The sequence below is a fragment of the Curvibacter sp. APW13 genome, assembly GCF_032337135.1.
Classification (GTDB): domain Bacteria; phylum Pseudomonadota; class Gammaproteobacteria; order Burkholderiales; family Burkholderiaceae_C; genus Allorhodoferax.
On the sequence record NZ_JAVXZZ010000001.1, the window covers coordinates 1,735,349 to 1,758,324 of the forward strand.

At 65.0% G+C, this 22,976-nt stretch carries 20 protein-coding genes; 16 read left to right on the forward strand and 4 right to left on the reverse strand.

Going from position 1 to position 22,976, the window contains the following annotated elements; translation table 11 throughout:
• The 4 genes from RQP54_RS08105 to RQP54_RS08120 all read left to right on the forward strand — a co-directional run bounded on the left by RQP54_RS08105 (position 1) and on the right by RQP54_RS08120 (position 4,687).
• Entirely contained in the window at positions 1 to 960 is a 960-nt protein-coding gene (locus RQP54_RS08105; RefSeq protein WP_315677683.1) for a LysR substrate-binding domain-containing protein, read from the forward strand.
• A gap of 79 nt (positions 961 to 1,039) precedes the next feature.
• Positions 1,040 to 1,927, forward strand: coding sequence for a 4-hydroxybenzoate octaprenyltransferase (gene ubiA / locus RQP54_RS08110; RefSeq protein WP_315677684.1), 888 nt, complete (start codon positions 1,040 to 1,042; stop codon positions 1,925 to 1,927).
• 35 nt (positions 1,928 to 1,962) lie between these two features.
• Positions 1,963 to 3,855, forward strand: a complete 1,893-nt coding sequence (locus tag RQP54_RS08115) for a putative bifunctional diguanylate cyclase/phosphodiesterase (RefSeq protein WP_315677685.1) — start codon at positions 1,963 to 1,965, stop codon at positions 3,853 to 3,855.
• Positions 3,856 to 4,003: 148 nt separating this feature from the next.
• Entirely contained in the window at positions 4,004 to 4,687 is a 684-nt protein-coding gene (locus tag RQP54_RS08120; protein WP_315677686.1) for an SDR family NAD(P)-dependent oxidoreductase, read from the forward strand.
• A 65-nt stretch (positions 4,688 to 4,752) separates the two neighbouring features.
• Here the strand turns inward: RQP54_RS08120 and RQP54_RS08125 are convergent, their stop codons facing one another.
• Positions 4,753 to 5,040, reverse strand: coding sequence for a PsiF family protein (locus tag RQP54_RS08125; protein WP_315677687.1), 288 nt, complete (start codon positions 5,038 to 5,040; stop codon positions 4,753 to 4,755).
• 133 nt (positions 5,041 to 5,173) lie between these two features.
• On the opposite strand from RQP54_RS08125, the gene argS reads away from it, so the two are divergent.
• The 8 genes from argS (at position 5,174) to RQP54_RS08165 (ending at position 13,143) form a co-directional block, all read left to right on the forward strand.
• A complete protein-coding gene (gene argS / locus RQP54_RS08130) occupies positions 5,174 to 6,847 on the forward strand; it encodes an arginine--tRNA ligase (RefSeq protein WP_315677688.1) in 1,674 nt (557 codons plus the stop codon).
• A 52-nt stretch (positions 6,848 to 6,899) separates the two neighbouring features.
• A complete protein-coding gene (locus tag RQP54_RS08135; protein ID WP_315677689.1) occupies positions 6,900 to 7,529 on the forward strand; it encodes an SPOR domain-containing protein in 630 nt (209 codons plus the stop codon).
• A gap of 17 nt (positions 7,530 to 7,546) precedes the next feature.
• Positions 7,547 to 8,194, forward strand: coding sequence for a thiol:disulfide interchange protein DsbA/DsbL (locus RQP54_RS08140; protein ID WP_315677690.1), 648 nt, complete (start codon positions 7,547 to 7,549; stop codon positions 8,192 to 8,194).
• A gap of 89 nt (positions 8,195 to 8,283) precedes the next feature.
• Positions 8,284 to 8,886 carry a lipopolysaccharide transport periplasmic protein LptA gene (lptA, locus tag RQP54_RS08145; RefSeq protein ID WP_315677691.1) on the forward strand — a complete coding sequence of 201 codons (603 nt, stop codon included), beginning with the start codon at positions 8,284 to 8,286 and terminating at the stop codon, positions 8,884 to 8,886.
• Between the two features lie 38 nt (positions 8,887 to 8,924).
• On the forward strand, positions 8,925 to 9,680 hold the full coding sequence (lptB, locus tag RQP54_RS08150; RefSeq protein ID WP_315677774.1) for an LPS export ABC transporter ATP-binding protein: 756 nt from the start codon (positions 8,925 to 8,927) through the stop codon (positions 9,678 to 9,680).
• 102 nt (positions 9,681 to 9,782) lie between these two features.
• A complete protein-coding gene (gene rpoN / locus RQP54_RS08155) occupies positions 9,783 to 11,378 on the forward strand; it encodes an RNA polymerase factor sigma-54 (protein WP_315677692.1) in 1,596 nt (531 codons plus the stop codon).
• 47 nt (positions 11,379 to 11,425) lie between these two features.
• Positions 11,426 to 12,709: a class I SAM-dependent RNA methyltransferase gene (locus tag RQP54_RS08160; RefSeq protein WP_315677693.1), complete on the forward strand. Its 1,284-nt coding sequence runs from the start codon at positions 11,426 to 11,428 to the stop codon at positions 12,707 to 12,709.
• The gene (locus tag RQP54_RS08165; protein WP_315677694.1) at positions 12,706 to 13,143 is read left to right on the forward strand and encodes a putative toxin-antitoxin system toxin component, PIN family; all 438 of its coding nucleotides are present in this window, start codon (positions 12,706 to 12,708) and stop codon (positions 13,141 to 13,143) included. The genes RQP54_RS08160 and RQP54_RS08165 overlap by 4 nt, the downstream gene beginning before the upstream one ends.
• A gap of 19 nt (positions 13,144 to 13,162) precedes the next feature.
• On the opposite strand, the gene RQP54_RS08170 is transcribed toward RQP54_RS08165, so the two are convergent.
• A complete protein-coding gene (locus RQP54_RS08170; RefSeq protein WP_315677695.1) occupies positions 13,163 to 14,827 on the reverse strand; it encodes an FMN-binding glutamate synthase family protein in 1,665 nt (554 codons plus the stop codon).
• Between the two features lie 99 nt (positions 14,828 to 14,926).
• Here RQP54_RS08170 and RQP54_RS08175 point away from each other — a divergent pair, with 99 nt between their 5' ends.
• Positions 14,927 to 15,724, forward strand: coding sequence for a UPF0149 family protein (locus RQP54_RS08175; protein ID WP_315677696.1), 798 nt, complete (start codon positions 14,927 to 14,929; stop codon positions 15,722 to 15,724).
• Between the two features lie 115 nt (positions 15,725 to 15,839).
• Positions 15,840 to 17,867 (forward strand): methyl-accepting chemotaxis protein, encoded by a 2,028-nt coding sequence (locus tag RQP54_RS08180; RefSeq protein ID WP_315677697.1) that lies wholly within the window; start codon positions 15,840 to 15,842, stop codon positions 17,865 to 17,867.
• A gap of 71 nt (positions 17,868 to 17,938) precedes the next feature.
• Here the strand turns inward: RQP54_RS08180 and RQP54_RS08185 are convergent, their stop codons facing one another.
• Complete coding sequence (locus tag RQP54_RS08185) at positions 17,939 to 18,856, reverse strand: alpha/beta hydrolase (protein WP_315677698.1); 918 nt, start codon at positions 18,854 to 18,856, stop codon at positions 17,939 to 17,941.
• A 258-nt stretch (positions 18,857 to 19,114) separates the two neighbouring features.
• Here RQP54_RS08185 and RQP54_RS08190 point away from each other — a divergent pair, with 258 nt between their 5' ends.
• Entirely contained in the window at positions 19,115 to 20,875 is a 1,761-nt protein-coding gene (locus RQP54_RS08190) for a methyl-accepting chemotaxis protein (RefSeq protein WP_315677699.1), read from the forward strand.
• Between the two features lie 89 nt (positions 20,876 to 20,964).
• On the opposite strand, the gene RQP54_RS08195 is transcribed toward RQP54_RS08190, so the two are convergent.
• Positions 20,965 to 21,852, reverse strand: a complete 888-nt coding sequence (locus RQP54_RS08195) for a LysR family transcriptional regulator (RefSeq protein ID WP_315677700.1) — start codon at positions 21,850 to 21,852, stop codon at positions 20,965 to 20,967.
• Positions 21,853 to 21,968: 116 nt separating this feature from the next.
• On the opposite strand from RQP54_RS08195, the gene RQP54_RS08200 reads away from it, so the two are divergent.
• Positions 21,969 to 22,961, forward strand: a complete 993-nt coding sequence (locus RQP54_RS08200; protein WP_315677701.1) for an NAD-dependent epimerase/dehydratase family protein — start codon at positions 21,969 to 21,971, stop codon at positions 22,959 to 22,961.
• The last annotated feature ends 15 nt before the right edge of the window (positions 22,962 to 22,976 follow it).

The window sequence follows — 22,976 nt, forward strand, 5'->3', positions numbered from 1 at the left end:
ATGACCCTGACCGAACTCAAATACATCGTGGCCGTGGCACGTGAGCGCCATTTCGGCAAGGCGGCCGACGCCTGCTTCGTGTCTCAGCCCACGCTGTCGGTGGCGGTGAAGAAGCTCGAAGAAGAACTGGACGTGAAGCTGTTCGAGCGCAGCGCCGGTGACATTGCCGTCACACCCCTGGGCGAAGAGATCGTGCGCCAGGCGCAGAGCGTGCTGGAGCAGGCCGCCGCCATCAAGGACATTGCCAAGCGCGGCAAGGACCCGCTGGCTGGGCCGCTGAAGCTGGGCGTGATCTACACCATTGCCCCCTACCTGCTGCCCGAACTGGTGCGCAACGTGATCGCGCGCACGCCGCAGATGCCGCTGATGCTGCAGGAGAATTTCACCGTCAAGCTCATGGAGATGCTGCGCAACGGCGAGATCGACTGCGCCGTCCTGGCCGAACCCTTTCCCGACGCGGGCTTGGCCGTGGCGCCGCTGTATGACGAGCCCTTCTACGCTGCGGTGCCCAGCACCCACCCACTGGCGGCGCTGGACAGCGTGACCGCCGACATGCTCAAGAAGGAAACCATGCTGTTGCTGGGCAATGGCCACTGCTTCCGCGACCATGTGCTTGAAGTCTGCCCCGAGTTCGCAAGGTTTTCCAGCGATGCCGAAGGCATACGCCGCAGCTTCGAGGGCTCGTCGCTGGAGACCATCAAGCACATGGTGGCGGCTGGCATGGGTGTGACCCTGGTGCCACGCTTGAGTGTGCCGGCTGAGGCGCTGGGTGGCAAGAAGCGCAAGGGCACCGAGCCCTACGTGAAATACCTGCCGGTGCAGGACGCCGCTGGCAGCCCGCCACCCACGCGACGCATCGTGCTGGTGTGGCGCAAGAGCTTCACGCGCTTCGAGGCCATTGCCGCCTTGCGCAACGCCATCTACGCCTGCAAGCTCGACGGCGTACAGCGCCTGACCTGATGCCTATTGCTATGAAAAGAGAAGCTGCTTGCGCAGTATTTATGCGAGCTGAAGCACGATTTTTCTTGTAGTTTTCCCTATGAGTGCACGTTTTTCCCTGTATCTGAACCTGATCCGCTGGGACCGACCCGCCGGCTGGCTGCTGCTGCTGTGGCCCACGCTGGGCGCGCTGTGGCTGGCCGCTGGGGGCTTTCCCGGTTGGCACCTGCTGGCCGTCTTCACCCTGGGAACCATCCTCATGCGCAGCGCCGGCTGCTGCATCAATGACGTGGCCGATGTCGACTTCGACCGCCACGTCAAGCGCACGGCGCAGCGCCCGGTTACCAGCGGCGCGGTGTCGGTGCGCGAGGCGCTGGCCGTGGGTGCGGTGTTGGCGCTGGCGGCCTTTGTGCTGGTGCTCACCTGCAACGCACTCACCATCGCGCTGTCGTTCGCGGCCCTGGCCGTCACGCTGGTCTACCCCTACGCCAAACGCCATGTGTCCATGCCGCAGGCGGTGCTGGGCGTGGCCTTCAGCTTCGGCATTCCCATGGCCTTCGCCGCCGTGCGCGGCGGCAGCGAAGTCAGCCTGGCTGCGCTGAACGCCGCCGTGCCGTGGCAGGCGTGGGTGCTGATGCTCGGCAACCTGTTCTGGGTGCTGGCCTACGACACCGAGTACGCCATGGTGGACCGCGACGATGACCTCAAGATCGGCATGAAGACCTCGGCCATCACGCTGGGGCGATTCGATGTCGCCGCCATCATGGCGTTCTACGCGCTGTACCTGGCAATCACCACGGCGGTGCTTGCCTCCCTGGGGCTGACGGGCGGGGTCTGGTGGCTGGCGGTGGTGGCCGCGGCGGCACAGGTGGCATGGCATTACCGGCTGATCCGCGAGCGCTCGCGCGAGGGATGTTTCCGGGCATTCCGCGAGAACCACTGGTTGGGGTTCGGCATCTTCCTGGGAGTTGCGCTGGCGCTTGTTTAGCGTAGGATGGGGGCGTATCCACCTGCACGATGGACATGAGCGACCCCCTCGACCTGCACGCTGCCGAAACCCGCGCCTTGCGGGCACGCCGACTGGTGCAGATCGCCCTGCTGGTCATGGTCGCAATGGCGATCGCAATGGTTTTCTATGCGATCAAAGGTAGCTGGCAGGTCGTTACTCCCTTGGTTGTTGGTGTGTTCTGCATGGCAGGGTGCCTGTGGCTCAACGCGCGTGGGCATACGGATGCGGCCAATGATGTGCTGATCAGCGCGGTCACGTTGTCCATGTATTCGCTGGTGTGGGTCGCCGAAGGACTGCACGATGCGGCCTTGTTCACCTTCCCGGTGCTGCTGATCCTCGGGGGCTTGCTTCTGCGCCCCCTTGCTTTCGGTGTTCTGCTGGCATCGCAGATTGCCTTTCTGGTCATTCTGACCATGGCGACAGAGGTATGGGGTTGGCGGGTGGATGCCACGTCAAGCAGCAACTTCGAATTGCTGCGCGATGTGAGCATGATTCTGCTGGTGGGCGGGGTGGCCGTCGGTCTGGTGGTCGCGGACCTGCACCGCTTGCTGGCGCATCTGCGCCTGCAGGTCCAGCAGCAGGATGTCGCCCAGAAGGAGTTGACCTACCTGTCGCAGCACGACGGTCTTACCGGCTTGCCCAATCGCGCCATGGGGCGCCAGATGCTGGGACAGGCCATCGAGCACGCAGCGCGCCGCAATTTGGGCGTGGCCTTGCTGTTCGTCGATCTGGACCACTTCAAGCATGTCAACGACACGCTCGGGCACGATGCCGGCGATGAGTTCCTGCGCAAGATTGCACTGCGCTTGTCGGCCGCCGTCCGGGGTGCGGACATCGTCGCGCGCCACGGCGGCGACGAGTTCACCATGGCGCTGACGGATGTGGCGGATGCGCAGGACGCGTCCACCGTGGCGGCCAACGTGCTGCGCAGCCTGGCCGAACCGATCGTCATCAAGGGGCATGAACTGCAGGCAGGGTGCTCCATCGGCGTGGCGCTGTTTCCGCAGGATGGCAAGGACTATGCGTCACTGCTGCGCGCGGCAGACATCGCCATGTACCAGGCCAAGGAAAGCGGGCGCAACGCCTTTCGGTTCTACAGCGAGGAGATGAACGCCCAGCACCAGCATGCCATGACCATGGCCAGTGAGTTGCGGTCGGCTCTGGCGCGTGACGAGTTCGTGCTGCACTACCAACCGATTGTGTGTCTGGCCGATGGACACCTGCTGGGCGCCGAGGCGCTGGTACGTTGGCAGCATCCTACCCGGGGACTGTTGGCACCGGACCAGTTTATTGCGGCAGCGGAAAAGTCCGGGCTCATCGTCGACCTGGGGCAATGGGTGTTGCTGGCTGCGTGCAGGCAGATGCGGGCTTGGCAAGTTTCCGGTCTGACCGGGCTGGTAGTGGCCGTCAATCTGTCGCCCGTGCAGTTTCGCCGTGGCGAGGTCGATGCCGTCGTGGCGCAGGCGCTGCAGGAAACCGGCTTGCCGCCGGAAGCGCTCGAGCTGGAAATCGTCGAGTCCACGCTGATCGATGACACCGAGAGTTTCATCGTCGCGCTGGGACGCATCAAGGCGCTGGGTGTTCGCATCGCGATCGACGACTTCGGTACCGGCTATTCCAACCTGGCCTACCTGCAGCGCTTTGCTGTGGACAAGCTCAAGATCGACCGTAGTTTCGTGATGCATGTCTCCAGCGACCCGCAGCAGCGCGCCCTGGTCGAGGCCATCGTGCAGATGGCACGCAGCCTCTCGTTGACCACCACGGCCGAAGGCATCGAGGACGAAGCGGTGCGCCAGTTGCTGCTGGGGCTGGGCTGTGTCCAGGGGCAGGGCTACCACTTTGCCCGCCCCCTGTCGGTGGCCGATTTCGAGGCCTACGCCCGCCATCAGGTGCCCGCTCGCGGCTGACGCAGGCGTCGCGCCGATGTGCAGGAAAAGCCTCTGCGCAGTCGCTTCCCGCCCGGGGCCGGGCGGTGAGACCCTGCGCAGGCGGGGACAGGCGCAGCCGCATTACCATCCGCTCCTGCTTCCAACCATGCAAAGGATTGCGCTCACCATGAACCTCGACCACAAACACATTGTCATCTCCGGCGGCGGTGGCGCCCTCGGGCGTGCCGTGGCGCGCCGTGCCCAGACCTACGGAGCCCGGGTTACGCTGCTGGATCGCCAGCCGGTGCAGGATCTGCCTGCGGGCATGCAAGCCGTCGCCGTCAATCTCGCCGATGCCTCGGCAACGGCAGCGGTGTTCGCCAGCCTGGAGCCCGTGGATGCGGTGGTCGCAGTTGCGGGGGGCTTCGCCATGGGCGCGGCGGTGCACGATGCCGACGACACGCAGTGGGAGTCCATGATGGCGATGAACGTGGTGCCGCTGCGCAATGTGATCAAGGCCGCTGTGCCGGCCATGTTGGCGCGCAAGCGTGGACGCATCGTCACCGTGGGTGCCCTGTCGGCACTGCAGGGCAAGGCCGCCATGGGGGCCTACACGGCTTCGAAGGCGGTGGTGATGAACCTGACTGAAAGTCTGGCGGCCGAACTTGCGGGCACCAACATCCGCGCGAATGCAGTGCTTCCGTCCATCATCGACACGCCTGCGAACCGCGCGGCCATGCCGGATGCTGACTATTCCGCATGGACTGCGCCGGATGACATTGCCGAAGTCATGTGCTTCCTGTCCAGCGACCAGTCCCAGGCAATTCACGGCGCACTGATTCCGGTAGGTGGCGCACCCCTGCGCGCCTGATCTCCCGTACCGAGTGCAAAAGCAAAACGCCACCCGAGGGTGGCGTTTTGCGTGGGGCGCAGCGCTTACTTCTTCTTCAGGCATTCGCTCATGTGCTTCTTGCGTTCGTCGCCTTTCTTGTCGCCGGCGGTCTCGTTGCACATCTTCATCTTGTTCTGTTGTGGGGTACCTTCGGGGGCCGCAGCGGGCTTGGCGCTCAGGCACTCCTTCATGAAGGCCTTGCGCTCGTCACCCTTCTTGTCCTTGGCTTCGGCGTTGCAAGTCTTCATCTTGTTTTGCTGCTCGGTGGCGGCATGGGCCACACCCACCGACATTGCCAGACCCAGGGCGAGAAGAGAAAGCAGTTTTTTCATCGTTGATCCTTAGAGGTGAGAGGGCAGCAGTACTGCCGGCCAAGCGGTGAATCCGCACGTGGATTCCAGCATAGAACGCTGACTGGGGCAATGCGGATGACGGCCAAAAGGTGCCTAAACGTAAAATAGTGCCATGCTCACCGTCAAATCTGAACTGCTGGCCGCTCTGGGCCAAGCACTGGAGACCCTTTCGCCCGGCGCCGGCGCGAAAGCGGCATTCGAATCCCCCAAGGTTGCCGCCCATGGCGACTTCGCTGTCACGGCCGCCATGCAACTGGCCAAGCCGCTCAAGCTCAACCCGCGTGCGTTGGGCGAGCAGCTGCGCGACGCCCTGCTGCAGTCCCCGGCCTACCAGCAGTGGGTCGAGGCCATCGACATTGCCGGGCCCGGCTTCATCAACATCAAGCTCAAGGCCGCTGCCAAGCAGGAAATCGTGCGCGAGGTGTTTGGCCGCGGTGCGCGCTTCGGCTACCAGCCGGACAACGGCAAGCGCATGCTGGTCGAATTCGTGTCGGCCAACCCCACTGGCCCCTTGCATGTGGGGCACGGCCGCCAGGCGGCGCTGGGCGACGCCATCTGCAGCCTGTTCGAAACCCAGGGCTGGAACGTCTACCGCGAGTTCTACTACAACGACGCCGGTGTGCAGATCAACACCCTGGCCAACAGCACCCAGTTGCGCGCCAAGGGCTTCAAGCCCGGCGACGCCGAGTGGCCCGAAGCCGCCTACAACGGCGACTACATCGCCGACATCGCGGCCGACTTCCTGGCCAAGAAGACCGTGAAGGCGGACGACCGCGAATTCACCGGCAGTGGCGACATCAACGACCTCGACGGCATGCGCCAGTTCGCCGTGGCCTACCTGCGCCACGAGCAGGACCTGGACCTGCAGGCCTTCGCGGTGAAGTTCGACAACTACTACCTGGAAAGCAGTCTGTACACCTCGGGCAAGGTAGACGATGCCGTGGCGCGCCTGCAGGCCGCCGGCAAGACCTACGAGCAGGACGGCGCCCTGTGGCTCAAGAGCACCGACTATGGCGATGACAAGGACCGCGTCATGCGCAAGGGCGACGGCAGCTACACCTACTTCGTGCCCGACGTGGCCTACCACATCACCAAGTGGGAGCGCGGCTTCGAGAAGGTCATCAACATCCAGGGTACCGACCACCACGGCACCATCGCCCGCGTGCGCGCCGGCCTGCAGGCCGCCAATGTGGGCATTCCGCAGGGCTACCCCGACTACGTGCTGCACACCATGGTGCGTGTGGTGCGTGGCGGTGAAGAGGTCAAGATCAGCAAGCGTGCCGGCTCCTACGTGACGCTGCGCGACCTGATCGAGTGGACCTCGAAGGACGCCGTGCGCTTCTTCCTGCTCAGCCGCAAGCCCGACACCGAATACACCTTCGACGTGGATCTGGCGATCCAGAAGAACAACGACAACCCGGTCTACTACGTGCAATACGCCCACGCGCGCATCTGCTCGGTGCTGGCGAGCTGGGGTGGCGATGTGGCATCGCTGGCCAAGGTGGACCTGTCGGCGCTGGAAAGCCCGCAGGCGCTCTCGCTCATGCTGCTGCTGGCCAAGTACCCCGACATGCTCAGTGCTGCAGCGGCGGGTTTTGCACCCCATGATGTGACTTTTTACCTGCGTGAGCTCGCGGCCTGCTACCACAGCTATTACGATGCCGAGCGCATCCTGGTCGACGACGAGGCCGTCAAGCTGGCGCGACTGGCGCTGGTGGCGGCCACCGCCCAGGTGCTGCACAATGGCTTGGCGGTGCTGGGTGTGAGCGCACCGACCAAGATGTAACGATACGAACCGGGTGGCGTTCCCGCCACCCCATCCACGGACCATGGAAAGCATGAACAGAGAACGCGGCGGTACCCTTTTGGGCTTCATCATCGGGGTGGTGGTGGGGTTGGCCAGTGCGCTGGTGGTGGCGATCTACGTAACCAAGGTGCCTGTGCCTTTCCTGCAGAAGGCCCAGAGTCGCACGGCCGACCAGAACGCCGACGAGGCCAAGAAGAACAAGGACTGGGATCCCAACGCCGGTCTGTACGGCAAGAATCCCGCCAGGACGGCTGCCCCTGCAACGGCGGCCTCGGCGCCGCAAGACCCCAAGGTTGCCGGCAAGCCCGAAACCAAGGGCGATGTGAAGGCCGATGCCAAGGGCGAGGTCAAGCCTGCCGTGTCGGCCGATCCCCTGGGTGACCTGGCCAAGACCAAGGCCGCGGCCAGCGACGCTGCCGACGGAGCGTTCACCTACTTCATCCAGCTCGGTGCTTTCCGCACCGCCGAGGACGCCGAAGCCCAGCGCGCCAAGCTCTCGCTGGCGGGCATCGAGACCAAGGTGTCGGCCAAGGAGCAGTCGGGCAAGATGGTGCACCGCGTGCGCGTGGGGCCGTTCGAGAAGCGTGACGAGGCCGAGCGCGCCAAGGACAAGCTCGACAAATCCGGTTACGAGACCGCTCTGGTGCGGGTGCAGAAATAATCGCCGAAAGGGGTGCCATGAAACGCCGTGAATTCACTTCGACAGCCGTGCTGGGTGCCGCCTTGGGGGCGCCGGTGTGGGCCTTGGCCCAGGCGGGTGGCGGCCTGGTTGCCGGGCGCGACTTTCAGCTGGTGGATCCACGTGCGCCAGTGGATGCGCCGGTCGGCAAGGTCGAGGTGGTGGAGTTCTTCTGGTATAGCTGTCCGCACTGCAACGCGTTCGAGCCGCAGCTTGCGGCTTGGCTGAAGAAGCTGCCCAAGGACGTCGCTTTCAAGCGGGTGCCCGTAGCGTTCAGGGATGACTTCGTGCCACAGCAACGCCTGTACTATGCGCTGGAGGCGATGGGGCTGGTCGACAAGTTGCATGCCAAGGTGTTTGAGGCCATCCATGTGCAGCGGCAGCGCTTGGCGCGTGCGGAAGACATTGGCCCCTGGATTGCTTCCCAAGGCGTGAACGAAGGCCAGTTCATGGAGCAGTACAACTCCTTCATGGTCAATGCCAAGGCCCGCCGCGCCACCCAATTGCAGGACGCGTACCGCATCGATGGGGTGCCGGCGCTGGGTATTGCCGGGCGTTTCTACACCGATGGTGTGCTGGCCAAGTCCATGGAGCGGGCGCTGCAGGTCACCGAAGTGCTGGTGGCCGAAGTGCGCGCCGGGCGCTAAGCGCCCCCTCTAAAGCGCACGCCGCACCGCGATCCGGTCGCCGTGCGGCATACAATGGCACGCAACCATTTAGCAAGTTTCGTGCCTCTATGACTCATCACCGTCTCCCCTGTGTTTTGGCCGTCGTGCTGGCACTGTCCGGCACGCTGGCGCAGGCCGAAAACGCCGACAAGTCCAAGCCCATGAACATCGAGGCCGACAGCCTGCGCTACGACGACGCACGCCAGGTCAGTGTCTTTACCGGCAAGGTGGTGATTACCAAGGGTTCCATCGTGATCCGCGGCCAGCAGGTCGAGGTGCGGCAGGACGCGCAGGGTAACCAGTTCGGCATCGTTACGGCGTCCAGCACCGAGCCCGCGTTCTTCCGCCAGAAGCGCGAAGGGGTGGACGAGTACATCGAGGGCGAAGCCCAGACCATTGAATACGACAGCAAGGCCGATACCGTGCGCTTTGTGCAGAAGGCGCAGTTGCGCCGCTTCCGGGGGGCCACCCTGGCCGACCAGATCAGTGGCGCCACCATCGTCTACGACAACACCAAGGACCTGTTTACCGTCGATGGCGGCGTGCGCCAGGGCAGCGTCGGTTCGGGGCGCGTACGCGCCATGCTGACCCCCAAACCCGACGGCACTGCGCCCTCGACCCCCGGGGCCAACCTGCGTCCGACAACCAGCCTGCCGGGAGCCTCCCAGTGAACGCGGCCCTGCCGGTTGATTTGGGCAGTGCTGCCAGCATGCCCCAGCATGCGCCGGGCTACCTCGAGGCGCGCCATCTGCAGAAGTACTACGGCAAGCGCCAGGTCGTCAAGGACGTCTCGCTCAAGGTGCGTACCGGCGAGGTTGTGGGGCTGCTGGGTCCCAATGGCGCCGGCAAGACCACCTCGTTCTACATGATTGTCGGGCTGCTGCGCGCCAGCAGCGGTGACATCAGCATCGATGGCCAGAGCATCGAACACATGCCCATCCACCGCCGCAGCCGCCTGGGGCTGGGCTACCTGCCGCAGGAAGCCTCGATCTTCCGCAAGCTCAACGTGGAAGAGAACCTGCGCGCCGTGCTGGAGTTGCAGGTGGACGAATACGGCGAGCCGCTCAAGGAGGGCGAGATCGAGTCGCGCCTGACTGCGCTGCTGCACGATCTGCGCGTGGAGCATCTGCGCGAATCGCCCTCGCTGGCCTTGTCGGGCGGAGAGCGCCGCCGGGTGGAGATTGCCCGTGCCCTGGCCACGCGCCCGCGCTTCATCCTGCTCGACGAACCCTTTGCCGGTATCGACCCGATTGCGGTCATCGAGATCCAGCGCATCATCAACTTCCTCAAGGGCCGGGGCATCGGTGTGCTGATCACCGACCACAACGTGCGCGAGACCCTGGGCATCTGCGACCACGCCTTCATCATCAGCGATGGCCGCGTGCTGGCCGAAGGCACCCCCTCCGACATCGTGAACAACGCCGAAGTGCGCCGGGTGTACCTGGGCGAACACTTCCGCATGTAAGTATGTGGCCCCCACGTTCGTGCACTGCGTGTCACTCTCTGCCCCCCAAGGGGACGCTCGCGCCTTGGGGCGGCCCGTCGGCGCTCAGGGCTTAGGGGCTCGATGAAGCAAGGTTTGTCGCTGCGCGTATCGCAGCATCTGGCACTGACGCCGCAGCTGCAGCAGTCGATCCGGCTGTTGCAGCTCTCCACGCTCGAACTGAGCCAGGAAGTCGACCAGATGCTCGACGACAACCCCTTCCTGGAGCGCAACGACGAGAGCGCCGATCGCGAGGATTTCGGCATCGGTTCCGCCGACACAGTGGTCAGCCTGGGTGACCGGATCACGGAAGTTGCTACCAGTTCGGTAGCTGCTGACGCAGTGGATATGCGGGCTACAGCAGATTTTGATGAAGAAACGTCGGCCGTTTCGGATAGCGAGCCCGATTGGGAGGGCGACGGCAGCTCCGGCCTGTCCGCCGACGACAGCGAGTGGGGCGTCGAGGCCCGGGCGCGCAATGGTGCCCAGGACGAAGAGCTGACCGACCCGACCGAACGCCAGAGCGAACACGAGACGCTGCAAGCCCACCTGCACCGCCAGGCCCTGCGGCTGCGCCTGAGCCCGGAGGACAGCGCCGCGCTGCGCTACCTGATCGAATGCCTGGATGACGATGGCTACCTGACCGACAGCCTTGAAGACCTGGCCCGTGGGCTGGGTGCGGCTGAAGGGGAGGCGTTGGACGAACTGGTGCACCGCTTCACCATGGCGCGCGGGCTGCTGCAGAACCTCGATCCGACCGGTGTGGGCGCCGGCAGCCTGCAGGAATGCCTGCAACTGCAGTTGCACAGCCAGATCGAGGAAGCGCTGGACGAAGGAACGACCGCGGAGCACCTGGAACTGCTGCGCCTGTGCCAACGCATCTGCGCGCTGCCGCTGGACCTGATGGCGCGGCGCGACATCAAGAGGCTGGTGCAGTTGTGCGAGGCAAAGGAAGCCCTGGTGCGCGAGGCCATGGTCCACATTGCGCGCCTGGAGCCCAAGCCGGGGCGACGGTTTGTCGATGTCGAACGCAACACCGTCGTGCCCGATGTGCTGGTCCAGCCCCTGGGCAAGGTGGCGGGCAGCATGCGCTTCCGCATCCAGATCAACCCCGAGGTCTTGCCCAAGATCCGCGTGCATGACGTCTATGCCAGCGCCCTGCGCGGCCACCGCAACGCGGGCGATGCCGCAGGCCACGCCGCCATGCAGCAGCGCCTGCAGGAAGCGCGCTGGTTCATCAAGAACATCCAGCAGCGCTTCGACACCATCCTGCGCGTGAGCACCGCCATCGTCGAGCGCCAGAAGAACTTCTTCACCCACGGCGAGCTGGCCATGCGCCCGCTGGTGCTGCGCGAGATTGCCGACGAGTTGGGCCTGCACGAGTCCACCATCAGCCGGGTGACCACTGCCAAGTACATGGCCACGCCCCTGGGCACCTTCGAGCTCAAGTATTTCTTCGGCTCCGGCCTGGGCACGGACTCGGGGGGCAATGCGTCGAGCACCGCGGTGCGTGCGCTCATCAAGCAGTTCATTGCTTCTGAGAGCCCCAAGAAGCCCCTGTCGGACAACCAGCTCTCCGACATGCTCAAGGAACAGGGCATCGAATGCGCCCGCCGCACGGTTGCCAAATACCGCGAAGGCCTGAAAATACCCGTGGCCAGCCTGCGCAAGGCCCTGTGATGCCGCCCGGTTGCCCGATGGGCGGCTGAATCTTTACCGAGACGACCATGAACCAACTCCACCTCTTCTTGCCTTGCGCCGCCGGTGTCGAGGAATTGCTCGCGGCCGAAGTGCATGCCATCACCGGTTACCAGGGGGACGACCTGCGCACGCGCCGCGGCGGGGTGCTGGTGCGAGGTGCCTGGCGCGACGCGCTGCTGCTCAACCTGCACAGCCGCCTGGCGCAGCGCGTGCTGGTGCAACTCTCGTACACAGACTACCGCACCGAGCAGGACCTGTACCGCGCTGCCAAGGAGGTGGCCTGGGAAATCTGGTTTTCGCCGAAGGAGACCATCAAGGTCGAGGTGACGGCGCAGCACAGCCCGCTCAACTCGCTGAACTTCGCCGCCCTCAAGATCAAGGACGCGGTGTGCGACCGCTTCCGCAACAAGGCCAACGACCAGCGCCCCAGCGTGGACACCCACTGGCCCGACGTGCGCATCTTCGCCCACCTGACCACCGACACCTGTTCGCTCTACATCGACACCTCGGGTGAGCCACTGTTCAAGCGTGGCTGGCGCGAGGACAAGGGCGATGCCCCGCTGAAGGAGACGCTGGCTGCCGCCATGCTTGCCGCCAGCGGCTGGGCCGATGGCGACGCGGAGGGCAACCTGCTGCCGCTGTACGACCCCTGCTGCGGCAGCGGTACGGTCGCCATCGAGGCCGCGCAGATCGCCTGCCACATCGCCCCGGGCAGCCTGCGCCGTTTTGCCTTCGAAAAATTCGTACCCTTTCAGCCGCACGTGTGGGCCGCCATGAAGCAGGACGCGGCGGATGCGGTGGTCAAGCCCGAACCGGGCCAGGACAAGCTCATCTACGGCTCCGACGTGTCCCACCGCATGGTCGACTTTGCCCAGCGCAATGCCGAGCGCGCAGGCGTCGGTGATGTGATCGAGTTCCGCGGCGGTGACGCGCTGCAGCGCATGCCGCCGGTGGACGTGGCCGAGACCGGCGGCGGCGTCATGGTGCTCAACCCCCCGTATGGCGAACGCATCGGCATCGGTGGCGTGGCGGGTGAGGGCGTGCAGGCCCGCTTCGGCCAGCGCGAAATCGCCCACACTGACGACGGCGGCGAGTTCTTCACCCAACTCGCTGCGCACTGGAAGAAGCACTACAGCGGCTGGACCGCCTGGATGCTCACGCCCGATCTGAAACTGCCAGGGAAGATGCGTCTGAAGGAGTCGCGCCGGGTGCCGATGTGGAATGGCCCGCTGGAGTGCCGCCTGTTCCGCTTCGACATGGTCAAGGGCAAGCTTGCGCAGCAGAAACCTGCGGCGGGCGACGCGGCATGACAGTGGCCGAGGAGGGCACCGCGGCGCCCGCTCCCATCGTCATCGACAACAACGTGGTGCTGGATCTGCTGGTGTTCTCGGACCCAGCCACCAGCGTGCTGAAGGACCAGCTGGCGGCGGGGCGCTGGCGCTGGATCGCCACGCGCTCCATGCGCGATGAACTGGCCGCCGTGCTGCAGTACCCGCACATGCAGCGCGTCATGGCCGCTCGGGGCATCGCACCCGATCAGGTGCTCGCCGCTGTGGATGCCGGGGTGCAGTGGCAAGAGCCCGCGCCCAAGGCCGTGGTGACCTGCAAGGACAAGGACGACCAGAAATTCATCGACCTGGCCGTAGCCCATGGGGCCATGCTGCTGAGCAAGGACAAGGCCGTGCTGTGCATGCGAAAACGGCTGCTAACCCTTGGCGTGATTGTGCAGGCAGCTCTCAAATAGATAGCGACTGACGGCCGGTTCAGGCCGCCCGTATCTCGTGCTCCAGCACGCGTGCGTCGGGGCCGGGCAGGCCAAAGCTCTCCGGACTGGCCTTGGGCCAGCTGTGGCGGTAGATCGGCGGCAGCGCCTGCAAGTCGCTCTCCAGCAGCGCCCGGTCAGGCAGCTGGGTCAGGATCATCTGCGCCAGCGATTTCACGCGGTGGTCGGTGGAGCGGCGCACGATGTGGTGCGCGGTGATTTCGCTTGGGTGCTGCAGTCCGGCTGCCTGCACCAGTTCCTGCAGGGCATGCAGGGTCTGCTGGTGGAAGTTCATGACCCGCTGCGCCTTGTCACCCACCACCAGCGCCTTCTGGCGTATCGGGTCTTGCGTGGCCACCCCGGTGGGGCAGTGGCCGGTGTGGCAGGTCTGGGCCTGCAGGCAGCCCAGCGCGAACATGAAGCCGCGGGCGCTGTTGCACCAGTCGGCGCCCAGCGCCATCAGGCGGGCAATGTCGAAGGCGCTCACCACCTTGCCGGCGCAGCCGATGCGCACCTGGTCGCGCAGGCCCACACCGCGCAGCGTGTTGTGCACCAGCAGCAGGCCTTCCTGCAGCGGAGAGCCCATGTGGTTGATGAATTCCAGCGGTGCCGCGCCAGTGCCGCCTTCGGCACCGTCCACCACCACGAAGTCGGGCGTGATGCCGGTGGCCAGCATGGCCTTGACCATGGCAAACCATTCCCAGGGGTGACCGATGCACAGCTTGAATCCCACCGGTTTGCCACCCGACAGTTCGCGCAGGCGCTCGATGAAGTGCATCATTTCGATCGGTGTGGAAAACGCGCTGTGCGAAGCGGGCGACACGCAGTCCACCCCCACCGGCACGCCGCGGGCTTCGGCAATCTCGGGCGTCACCTTGGCGCCGGGCAACACACCGCCATGCCCTGGCTTGGCACCCTGGCTGAGCTTGATCTCGATCATCTTCACCTGGGGTTCACGCGCGTTGGCAGCGAACTTTTCGGCGTTGAAGGTGCCGTCGTCGTTGCGGCAGCCGAAGTAGCCCGAGCCGATCTCCCAGATCAGGTCGCCACCATGGGTGCGGTGGTGCTTGGAGATGGAGCCTTCGCCGGTGTCGTGCGCAAACCCCCCCATCTTGGCGCCCTTGTTGAGCGAGAGGATGGCGTTCGCGCTCAGGGCGCCGAAGCTCATGGCCGAAATGTTGAAGACGCTCAGGGAGTATGGCTGGGCCCGACCGGCACCGACCAGTACACGGAAGTCGTGCGATTCCAGGTGCGTGGGCGAGACCGAATGGTTCATCCACTCGTAGCCCTCCTGGTGCACGTCGAGCTGGGTGCCGAAGGGGCGCTTGTCCGAGTCGCCCTTGGCGCGCTGGTACACCAGGCTGCGCTGGGCACGTGAGAACGGGTGGGCCTCGGTGTCGCTCTCGATGAAATACTGCCGGATCTCCGGGCGGATGAATTCGAGCGCGAAGCGCAGGTGCCCGATGATGGGGTAGTTGCGCAAAATGGAGCGCTTGGGCTGGCGCACGTCGTAAATGCCTACCGCCACGAGCACGCCACAGGTCAGCAGCACCGGCCAACCCACCCCGAACGCAAGCACCGAGAACAGGCTCAGCAACAGGCCGAAGGCGCTGAGGGCGAACACCGTGTAGCGGACCGGGAAGAGAGAGTCGAGGTAGTGCAGCATGCATGCAACATAGCAGTCCCGCGCCTTTTTGCACAGCGGGGTTTGCCATGAGGACGGCTTGCGGGCGCACAATAGCGGCCTTCCGATTCAAGGCCTGCCATGACCGACACCTCCGCCCCCCTCGCGCCCGAAGTCACCCCCGAAGAGTTTGACGAAATCGATGCCATCCTCGACGACCTGCGCACCCGTTTTGACGAGACCCCGCAATGGGAGTTCTGTGACGGATTCCTGGCAGCCGTGCTGTGCTGCCGCGAACACCTGGACGAAGACGAAGTGCTGGAGGTACTGCTGGGCATCGGTGAAGGTGAGGGCAGTGAAGGCAGCTTTGCTGACGCAGCCCAGCGCGCACGCTTCCTGGAGATCTGGGCCAAGCGCCGTGACCAGGTGGCCCAGGCGCTCGATGCCGCGGTGGATCGGCTCGACGACGAGCGCGCCTACCAGCCCGATGTGGTGGACGTGCGCGGCGCCGTAGCCCGCATGACGGACGAGGAGCGCGCTGCATTGCCCCAGGGCGAGCCGCTGCCGTCCTATGCCCAGGTGTGGGCGCTGGGTTTCATGTTCGCGGTGGAAGCCTGGCCCGAGGCCTGGGAGCTGCCGCGCGACAAGGAAGTGGCCTCGGTCATGGACGCCGCCCTGGAGTCCATCGTCGCGCTTACCGAGGAAGACACCGGCAAGATGGAAGTGGCCCCCTACAGCGACGAAGATCCCCCCAGCATGAGCCAGCAGCGTGTGGACGACTTTGCCAGTGCCATCTGGGGGGTCTACGACCTGCGGCAGATTGGCCGCTCACTCGGCCCCCGCGTGGCACCGCTACGCAAGGAGGCCGGCCCCGGCCGCAACGACCCCTGTTCCTGCGGCAGCGGCAAGAAGTACAAGAAGTGCTGCGGACAGAACTGATGGGTAACGGGGTTTGGGGATAACCCCGATACCCAGCGCCTGAAATCGGGCACCCAATAGGCGCTTCATCGTTCCCTGCCGGCCCCTTGGGCCGGCATTCCTGCGGAGAAGCGCCATGCCGTTCACTCTTTTCACGAGTCTGCGCAACAAGGTCATTGCCCTGGTTGGTGTGGTGGTGTTGCTGGGTCTGCTGCTGCAGACAGGAACCAACGTGTGGATCGGCAAGCGGCATGCCCTCGATGCCTTGGCCTCGCAGACCGGGGCGCTGGCACGCTCCCATGCGGAAAGCATAGGGGCCTGGATTGCGGCACGGCAGTCGGTGGTGCGCAGTTTCAGCAGTGCGGCGACGGCCAGTGACCCGGTCCCCATGCTCGCGCAGGCCAAGATCGCCGGGGGTGTCGATACGGCCTATATCGGATTCCCCGACAAGCGCATCTTCTTCTCGGAGAAGCAGGACCTGCCCGCCGATTACGACCCCACAGCGCGGCCCTGGTACCAGCAGGCCGCAGCTGCGGGTGGCATGGTGCTGACCCCGCCCTACGTGGACGCCTCCAGCAAGAAGCTCGTCATCACCTTTGCCAATGCCGTCAAGGACGGCAACACGCTGCAGGCGGTGGCGGCGCTGGACGTCTTCATGGACGGCATTTCGACCAACATCGCCTCGATCCGCCCCACGCCCAGCACCTTCGGCTTCCTGGTCAACAAGGCCGGGCAGATCATGGTGCACGAGGATGTGGCCTTGGTACTCAAGCCCGCCACGGCAGTTGCCGATGGCCTGGGTGACGTATCCGCCTTGGCAGGCAAGGGCCTGGTCGAGATGCCTGTGGCCGGTAGCGCACGCCTGCTGCTGGTGGAGCCGGTGAAGGGCACGGACTGGTTCCTGGTGATTGCCTTGCACCGCGACGAGGCTTTGGCTGGAATTTCGGCCTTGGCCACCAATTCGCTGGTCAGCAGCGTGGGCATTGCGGTCGTGGCGGTGATCCTGGTCGGCATGCTGCTCACCCGCTTGCTGGCGCGCATGATGGCCCTGCGCGATGCCATGCAGGACATCGGCTCGGGCCATGGCGATCTGTCCAAGCGTTTGTCCACCCAGGGCAATGACGAATTGGCGGCCATCGCCGTGGGCTACAACCAGTTTGTGGAGAAGATGCACGAGGTACTGGTGCAGGTGCGGCGCAGTGCGGAATCCGTCGCCATGGCCTCCGCCGAAATCGCCCAAGGCAACAACGACCTCTCCGCCCGCACCGAGCAACAGGCTGCGGCCATTGAAGAGACCAACGCCTCCATGAGCGAACTCGGCGGCACCGTGAACCAGAACGCCGACGCCGCCCGCCAGGCCAACCAGCTCGCCACCAACGCATCGAGCGTGGCCGTGCAAGGGGGCGAAGTCGTCGGCCGGGTCGTCGACACCATGAAGGACATCAACGACTCCAGTCGCAAGATCGCCGACATCATCTCGGTGATTGACGGCATCGCCTTCCAGACCAACATCCTGGCGCTGAACGCTGCGGTCGAAGCCGCGCGTGCCGGTGAGCAGGGCCGTGGCTTTGCGGTGGTGGCCTCCGAAGTGCGCGCCCTGGCCGGACGCTCGGCCGAAGCCGCCAAGGAAATCAAGGCCCTGATCACCGCCAGTGTGGAGAAAGTCGAACACGGCACCACCCTGGTGGACCAGGCCGGTAGCACCATGACCGAAGTCGTGGCCTCGATCCAGCGCGTCACCGACATCATGGGCGAGATCAGCGCTGCTTCCAACGAACAGAGCTTGGGCGTGAGCCAGATCAGCGAGGCCATTGGCTCCATGGACCAGACCACGCAGCAGAACGCGGCGCTGGTGGAAGAAATGGCGGCTGCGGCATCGAGCCTGAAGTCCCAAGCGCAGGAGCTGGTGCAGACCGTGGCGGTGTTCAAGCTCGCAGAAGGCCACCAGGCCCCAAGCAAGATGCAGGTGCGTGCACCGCACTCCAGTGCCAAGCCCTTCGCAGGCACCGACCGCCGCGGTGGCGGCATACCGCAAGGTGCTGCGGCCCGTGCACCTGCTCCAGCGCCCAAACCAGCGCCGAAGCCCGCGCAGATTGCTGCGGCCAAGCCGGCACCCGCACCCAAGGCCGCTGCCAGGGGCGACGACGATTGGGAGACTTTCTGAGCTGTTTTGGCCTCTTGCTATAGGTCAAAACGCCTTGTATCCCGCGTAGGAAATGCGCAATCAGCTATGGATTAAGTAGCAACTGCGCAGCTTGAGAAAAATCGGTGCAGCGCCTCGGCCGTTGCCTCGGGCAATTCCTCGGGAATGAAGTGACCCGCAGGCATCGCTGAGCCTTCCACCCGACCGCTGCACTGGGCCTGCCACAAGGCCATGGGGTCGAACAGGCGCGCGATGACCCCACGCGCACCCCACAGAGCCAGCAGGTCGCAGGCAATCTTCTGTCCTTGGGTGCGGCTGGCAGCGTCATGCTCCAGGTCGATGCTGGCGCCCGCGCGGTAGTCTTCGCAGATAGCGTGGATGGTGCCGGGTAGCTGGAAGCAGCGCTCGTATTCGCGCAGGGCCTCGGGTTCCACATGGCCCATGCCACCACTGCCCCAGCCGCCCAGTTTGTGGTGCAGGTAGGGCAGGGGCGCACCGCCGATCATGGTTTCTGGCAGCGGTGCGGGTTGGGTCAGATGGAACCAGTGGTAGTAGGCCTGGGCCAACTCGAAGCTGGTGGCGGCGTAGATGTCGAAGGTGGGCACGATATCGATGACGCACAGGGCCCGCACCCGCTGTGGTGCGTCGAGTGCCCAGCGGTGGGCCACGCGCCCACCCCGGTCGTGTCCGCATACGAAGCATTGGTCAATGCCGAGCGCATCCATCACCGCTTCCATGTCCGCCGCCATGGTGCGCTTGGCGTAGGCGAGATGTCGGTCGTCGCCTGGTGGTTTGCCGGAGTCGCCGTAGCCGCGCAAATCGGGGATCACCAGAAAAAAGTGCTGCCGCAATTGCTGGGCCACCCGGCGCCACATTACGTGGGTCTGGGGAAAACCGTGGAGCAACACCAACGCAGGGCGAGTGCCCCGCGGACCCACATCCACACGAAGGTGGATCGGCACGCCGGCCGCGTGGAAGGTCTTTTCGACGAAATGCTCAAAACCGTGCATGACTGTCCCCGCTCGTGGATCTGGCTTGTGCCATCCGTGGGTGGCGCTCAAAGTGCGCTGCCATTATCGGCCGTACTCTTGTCAGGCACCTGTCACGCGATGGGAGCACAGTCGGCGCTGCTGTCGCCCATGCATACTTGCCCCGGTACCTTGCTGTGAATTGGGGGCATTTCTGGCAAGCGGACATAAGCGGTGGTAGGGTTGACCTACCATTGAGCGTGAGGTGGCACGGTGCCCTCCACTATTTTGAGGTTTTGCATGAATTTGTCTGACACACGTATTTCGACCCGCCTGGCATTCGGCTTCGGTCTCATGGCGTTGCTGATCCTCATCCTGGGGCTGAGTTCACTGCTCAAGGCGGTTTCGGTGAATGATGCTTTTTTGTTGACTGTCGAGGACCGGGTCCCCAAGATAGATGCCGCGCGCGACATCAAGGACAACCTCAACATCGTTGCGCGGGCCTCGCGCAACATGTTGCTGATGCAAGACCCCGCCGAAAGCGCCAAGGAAGGGGAGCTCATCCTCAAGGTGCGCGGCGACACCACTCAGATCTACCAGAAACTGGAGGCTTCGATCCAGTCCGACGATGGCAAGGCCATGCTGGCAAAGACGGTTGAGGTGCGCAAAGCGTACAACGCTGCGTTGGATAACGTGCTGGAAGCGGTCAAGAGTGGCAACCAGGAAGAAGGAGTCAAGGTATTGCTGGGCCCGGTACGGGAGGCGCAGCAAGGCTACATGGCCGCTCTGGATGAGCTGATCCGATTCGAGGAGCACCTGACAGAACAGTCGATGAAGGACGTCAAGTCCGATATCAGCACGCTCAAGCTGACCATCGTGGTGTGCCTGCTCGTCTCCTTGGCCTGCGCTGTGCTCATGGGTACCTGGATCACCCGTTCCATCTCGGGGCCGATCAATGAGGCGGTGTCCGTGGCGCGTGCGGTGGCGGGCGGGGACCTGACGACGGTGGTGACAAGCCAAGGCAAGAATGAGACCGGGCAGCTGCTCCAGGCTCTGCACGACATGCAGGTCAGCCTCATCGGCATCGTACAAAGCGTGCGACAGGGCTCGGAGAGCGTGTCCACGGCCAGTGCCGAGATTGCCCAAGGCAACAACGACCTGTCGGCCCGCACCGAAAGCCAGGCCAGCTCGCTGGAAGAAACGGCGGCTTCGATGGAAGAGCTGAGCTCGACCGTGAAGCAGAACGCCGACAGCGCGCGTCAGGCCAACCAGCTTTCCGCCAATGCTTCCATGGTGGCGCAGAACGGGGGCGAGGTGGTGGGGCAGGTGGTGCACACCATGCGCGACATCAACGACTCCAGCCGCAAGATCGCCGACATCATCTCGGTGATTGACGGTATCGCCTTCCAGACCAACATCCTGGCGCTGAACGCTGCGGTGGAAGCCGCCCGCGCCGGGGAACAGGGCCGTGGCTTTGCGGTGGTGGCCTCCGAAGTGCGCGCCCTGGCTGGACGCAGCGCCGAAGCGGCCAAGGAAATCAAGACCCTGATCAACGCCAGTGTGGAAAAGGTAGAACACGGCACCGCCCTGGTGGACCAGGCGGGTGCCACCATGACCGAGGTGGTGGAGGCCATCGGCCGTGTGACGCAGCTGATGGGCGAAATCGACTCGGCCAGCAACGAGCAGGCTGCCGGTGTGGCCCAGGTCGGCGAAGCCGTATCGCAGATGGACCAGGTGACGCAGCAGAATGCCGCGCTGGTGGAGGAAATGGCCGCGGCGGCGTCCAGTCTCAAGACCCAGTCGCAGGAGCTCGTCAAGACCGTGGCCTTCTTCAAGCTTGCGGACGGCCATGTGGCGCCCAGCAAGTTGCAGGTGCGCGCACCCACCGCAGCCGGCAGGCCCTTTGCCGGCCCGGAACGTCGCGCCGGTGGCATTCCCAAAGGGGCCGCTGCGCGTGCATCCAGCACCCCGCCCAAGGCACCGGTGGTGCTGGCGACTGCCAAGCCAGCGCCCAAGGCAACCTCCAGCGCTACGGCGGATGACGACTGGGAGACGTTCTGATTCCCTCGGTTCCAAGGCAGTAGTTCGCCCGAAGATCGCACAGATAGGGCGTTTGGCGCTACCGCTGCGGTAGCGCCCTGTTCCCGGATTCAGAGCCGCGGTGGTAGTGCTTCAGCCAGGAAGTCGTACACCGCGCGGATGCGCGCATTGGTGCGGATTTCGCGGTGCACCGCCAGCCACATGGGCAGGGCCGGAATGCGCAGCTGCTGGGGCAGCAGCTTCACCATGGCGGGGTCGTCGCGCACGGTGTAGTCGGCCAGAAAACCTACACCGTAGCCGGCCTGGGCGGCACGCACCTGGACCACGAAATCGTCGCTGCGCAGGGCAAAGTGCTGAGGGGTCGCGGCGAAACCCATGGCCGCAAAACCGCGCAGGATGCTGGTGTCGGTGTCACTGCCGATGAGGTCCAGTGCCAGCAGGTCCTGCGGGCTGCGCAGCGGCGGGTGGCGCGCCAGGTAGTCGCGGTGGGCCCAGGCGCCCAACTGCACTTCGCCGATCTTGCGCGCCACCAGGCTGCCCTGCTCCGGGCGCACCATGCGCACGGCAATGTCGGCTTCGCGGCGCAACAGGTTGCTGACCTGGTTGCTGGCAACCAGCTCCACGGCAATGCCAGGCAAGGCCAGTCGCATGGCGGCCAGCACCTGCGGCAAAAGATGGACGGCGACAGGTACGCTGGCGGTGATGCGCACTGTGCCGGTGGTTTCGGTGTGGGCGCCGCCCACCCGGTGGGCCAGCGCCTGTGCCCCTTGCTCCATGGCGCGGGCGCTGTCGGCCAGACCCAGTGCGGTGGCGGTGGGTACCAGCGCGCGCCCGGTACGTTCGAACAACACCACGCCCAGCTGGCTTTCCAGCTCGGCGATGTGTCGGCCCAAGGTGGGTTGGCTGGTGTTCAGCGCCCGCGCCGCGGCCAGCAAGCTGCCGTGGTCCAGCACCGCGAGAAACGAGCGCACCAGGCTCCAGTCAAACCGTGGGTTCATGGCATGTATTCAAAAATGCATTGCTGATATGAACAATTATGCAATTGTGCAAATCAATGCGCATCCCCAGAATTCCATGCATTCCACTTCCGTTCCGACATTCCTTGGAGATGCACATGAGCAAGCGCGTATTGATTCTGGGTGCCCGCGGCCGTTTCGGCCTGAGCGTGGCGAGGGCTTTTGCAGCCGCCGGGTGGCAGGTTTTTGGCCAGGTGCGGCCAGGCGCGAAGGTGCCTTCCACGGCCGGCATCGAGTGGCTGGCCACCGATATCCACGACACCGAGGCGCTGTGCCGTGAGGCCGGCGGTGCACAGGTGGTGGTGCACGCCCTCAATCCGGCCTACACCTTGGCCGCCTGGCAGGCCGAAGTGCTGCCGCTGACCGAGGCGGCCCTGGCCATCGCCCACGGGCTGGGCGCCACGCTCATGGTGCCGGGAAACGTCTACAACTATGGCTCTGACGCTCCCACGCTGCTCAAGCCCGACACGCCACAGCAGGCCGATACGGTCTTGGGGCGCCTGCGCGTGGTCATGGAGGAGCGTCTGGCCGCAAGCACCGTCCAGACGGTGGTGGTGCGGGCAGGCAACTTCTTCGGACAGGGTACGGGCAGCTGGTTCGACACCGTCATGGCCAAGGAATTGCCCAAGGGCATCCTGCGCTACCCCGGTGCGCCCGGCGTGCACACGGCCTGGGCTTACCTTCCGGACTTGGCGCAGGCCTTTGTGCGTGTTGCCGAAAAACGCTCTGAGCTGGGTACGCATGCGGTGCTGCATTTTGCCGGCCACAACCTGTGTGCATCCGATTGGCAGGCCGTGCTCGCGGCACCGATGGTCGCGCGGGGCTGGCTGGCCGAGGGGCGCACGCCGGCGGTGAAAGCCTTGCCGGCCTGGATGCTGCGTCTGGCCGGTTGGTTCAGCCCGGTAATGGCGGCGCTGCACAGCATGCGCCACCTGTGGCAGCGCCCCTACGGCCTGGACAACTACGCGCTGGTCCGGCTGATCGGGCCCGAGCCACGCACGCCCCTGGTGCAGGCGGCCAGTGCCGCTGTGGCGGAATTGCATGGTGCCGTGCCGTCCACGGAGAACAAAGCGGTTACAGTGGCGGCCTGACTGAGCGGGAGGCGG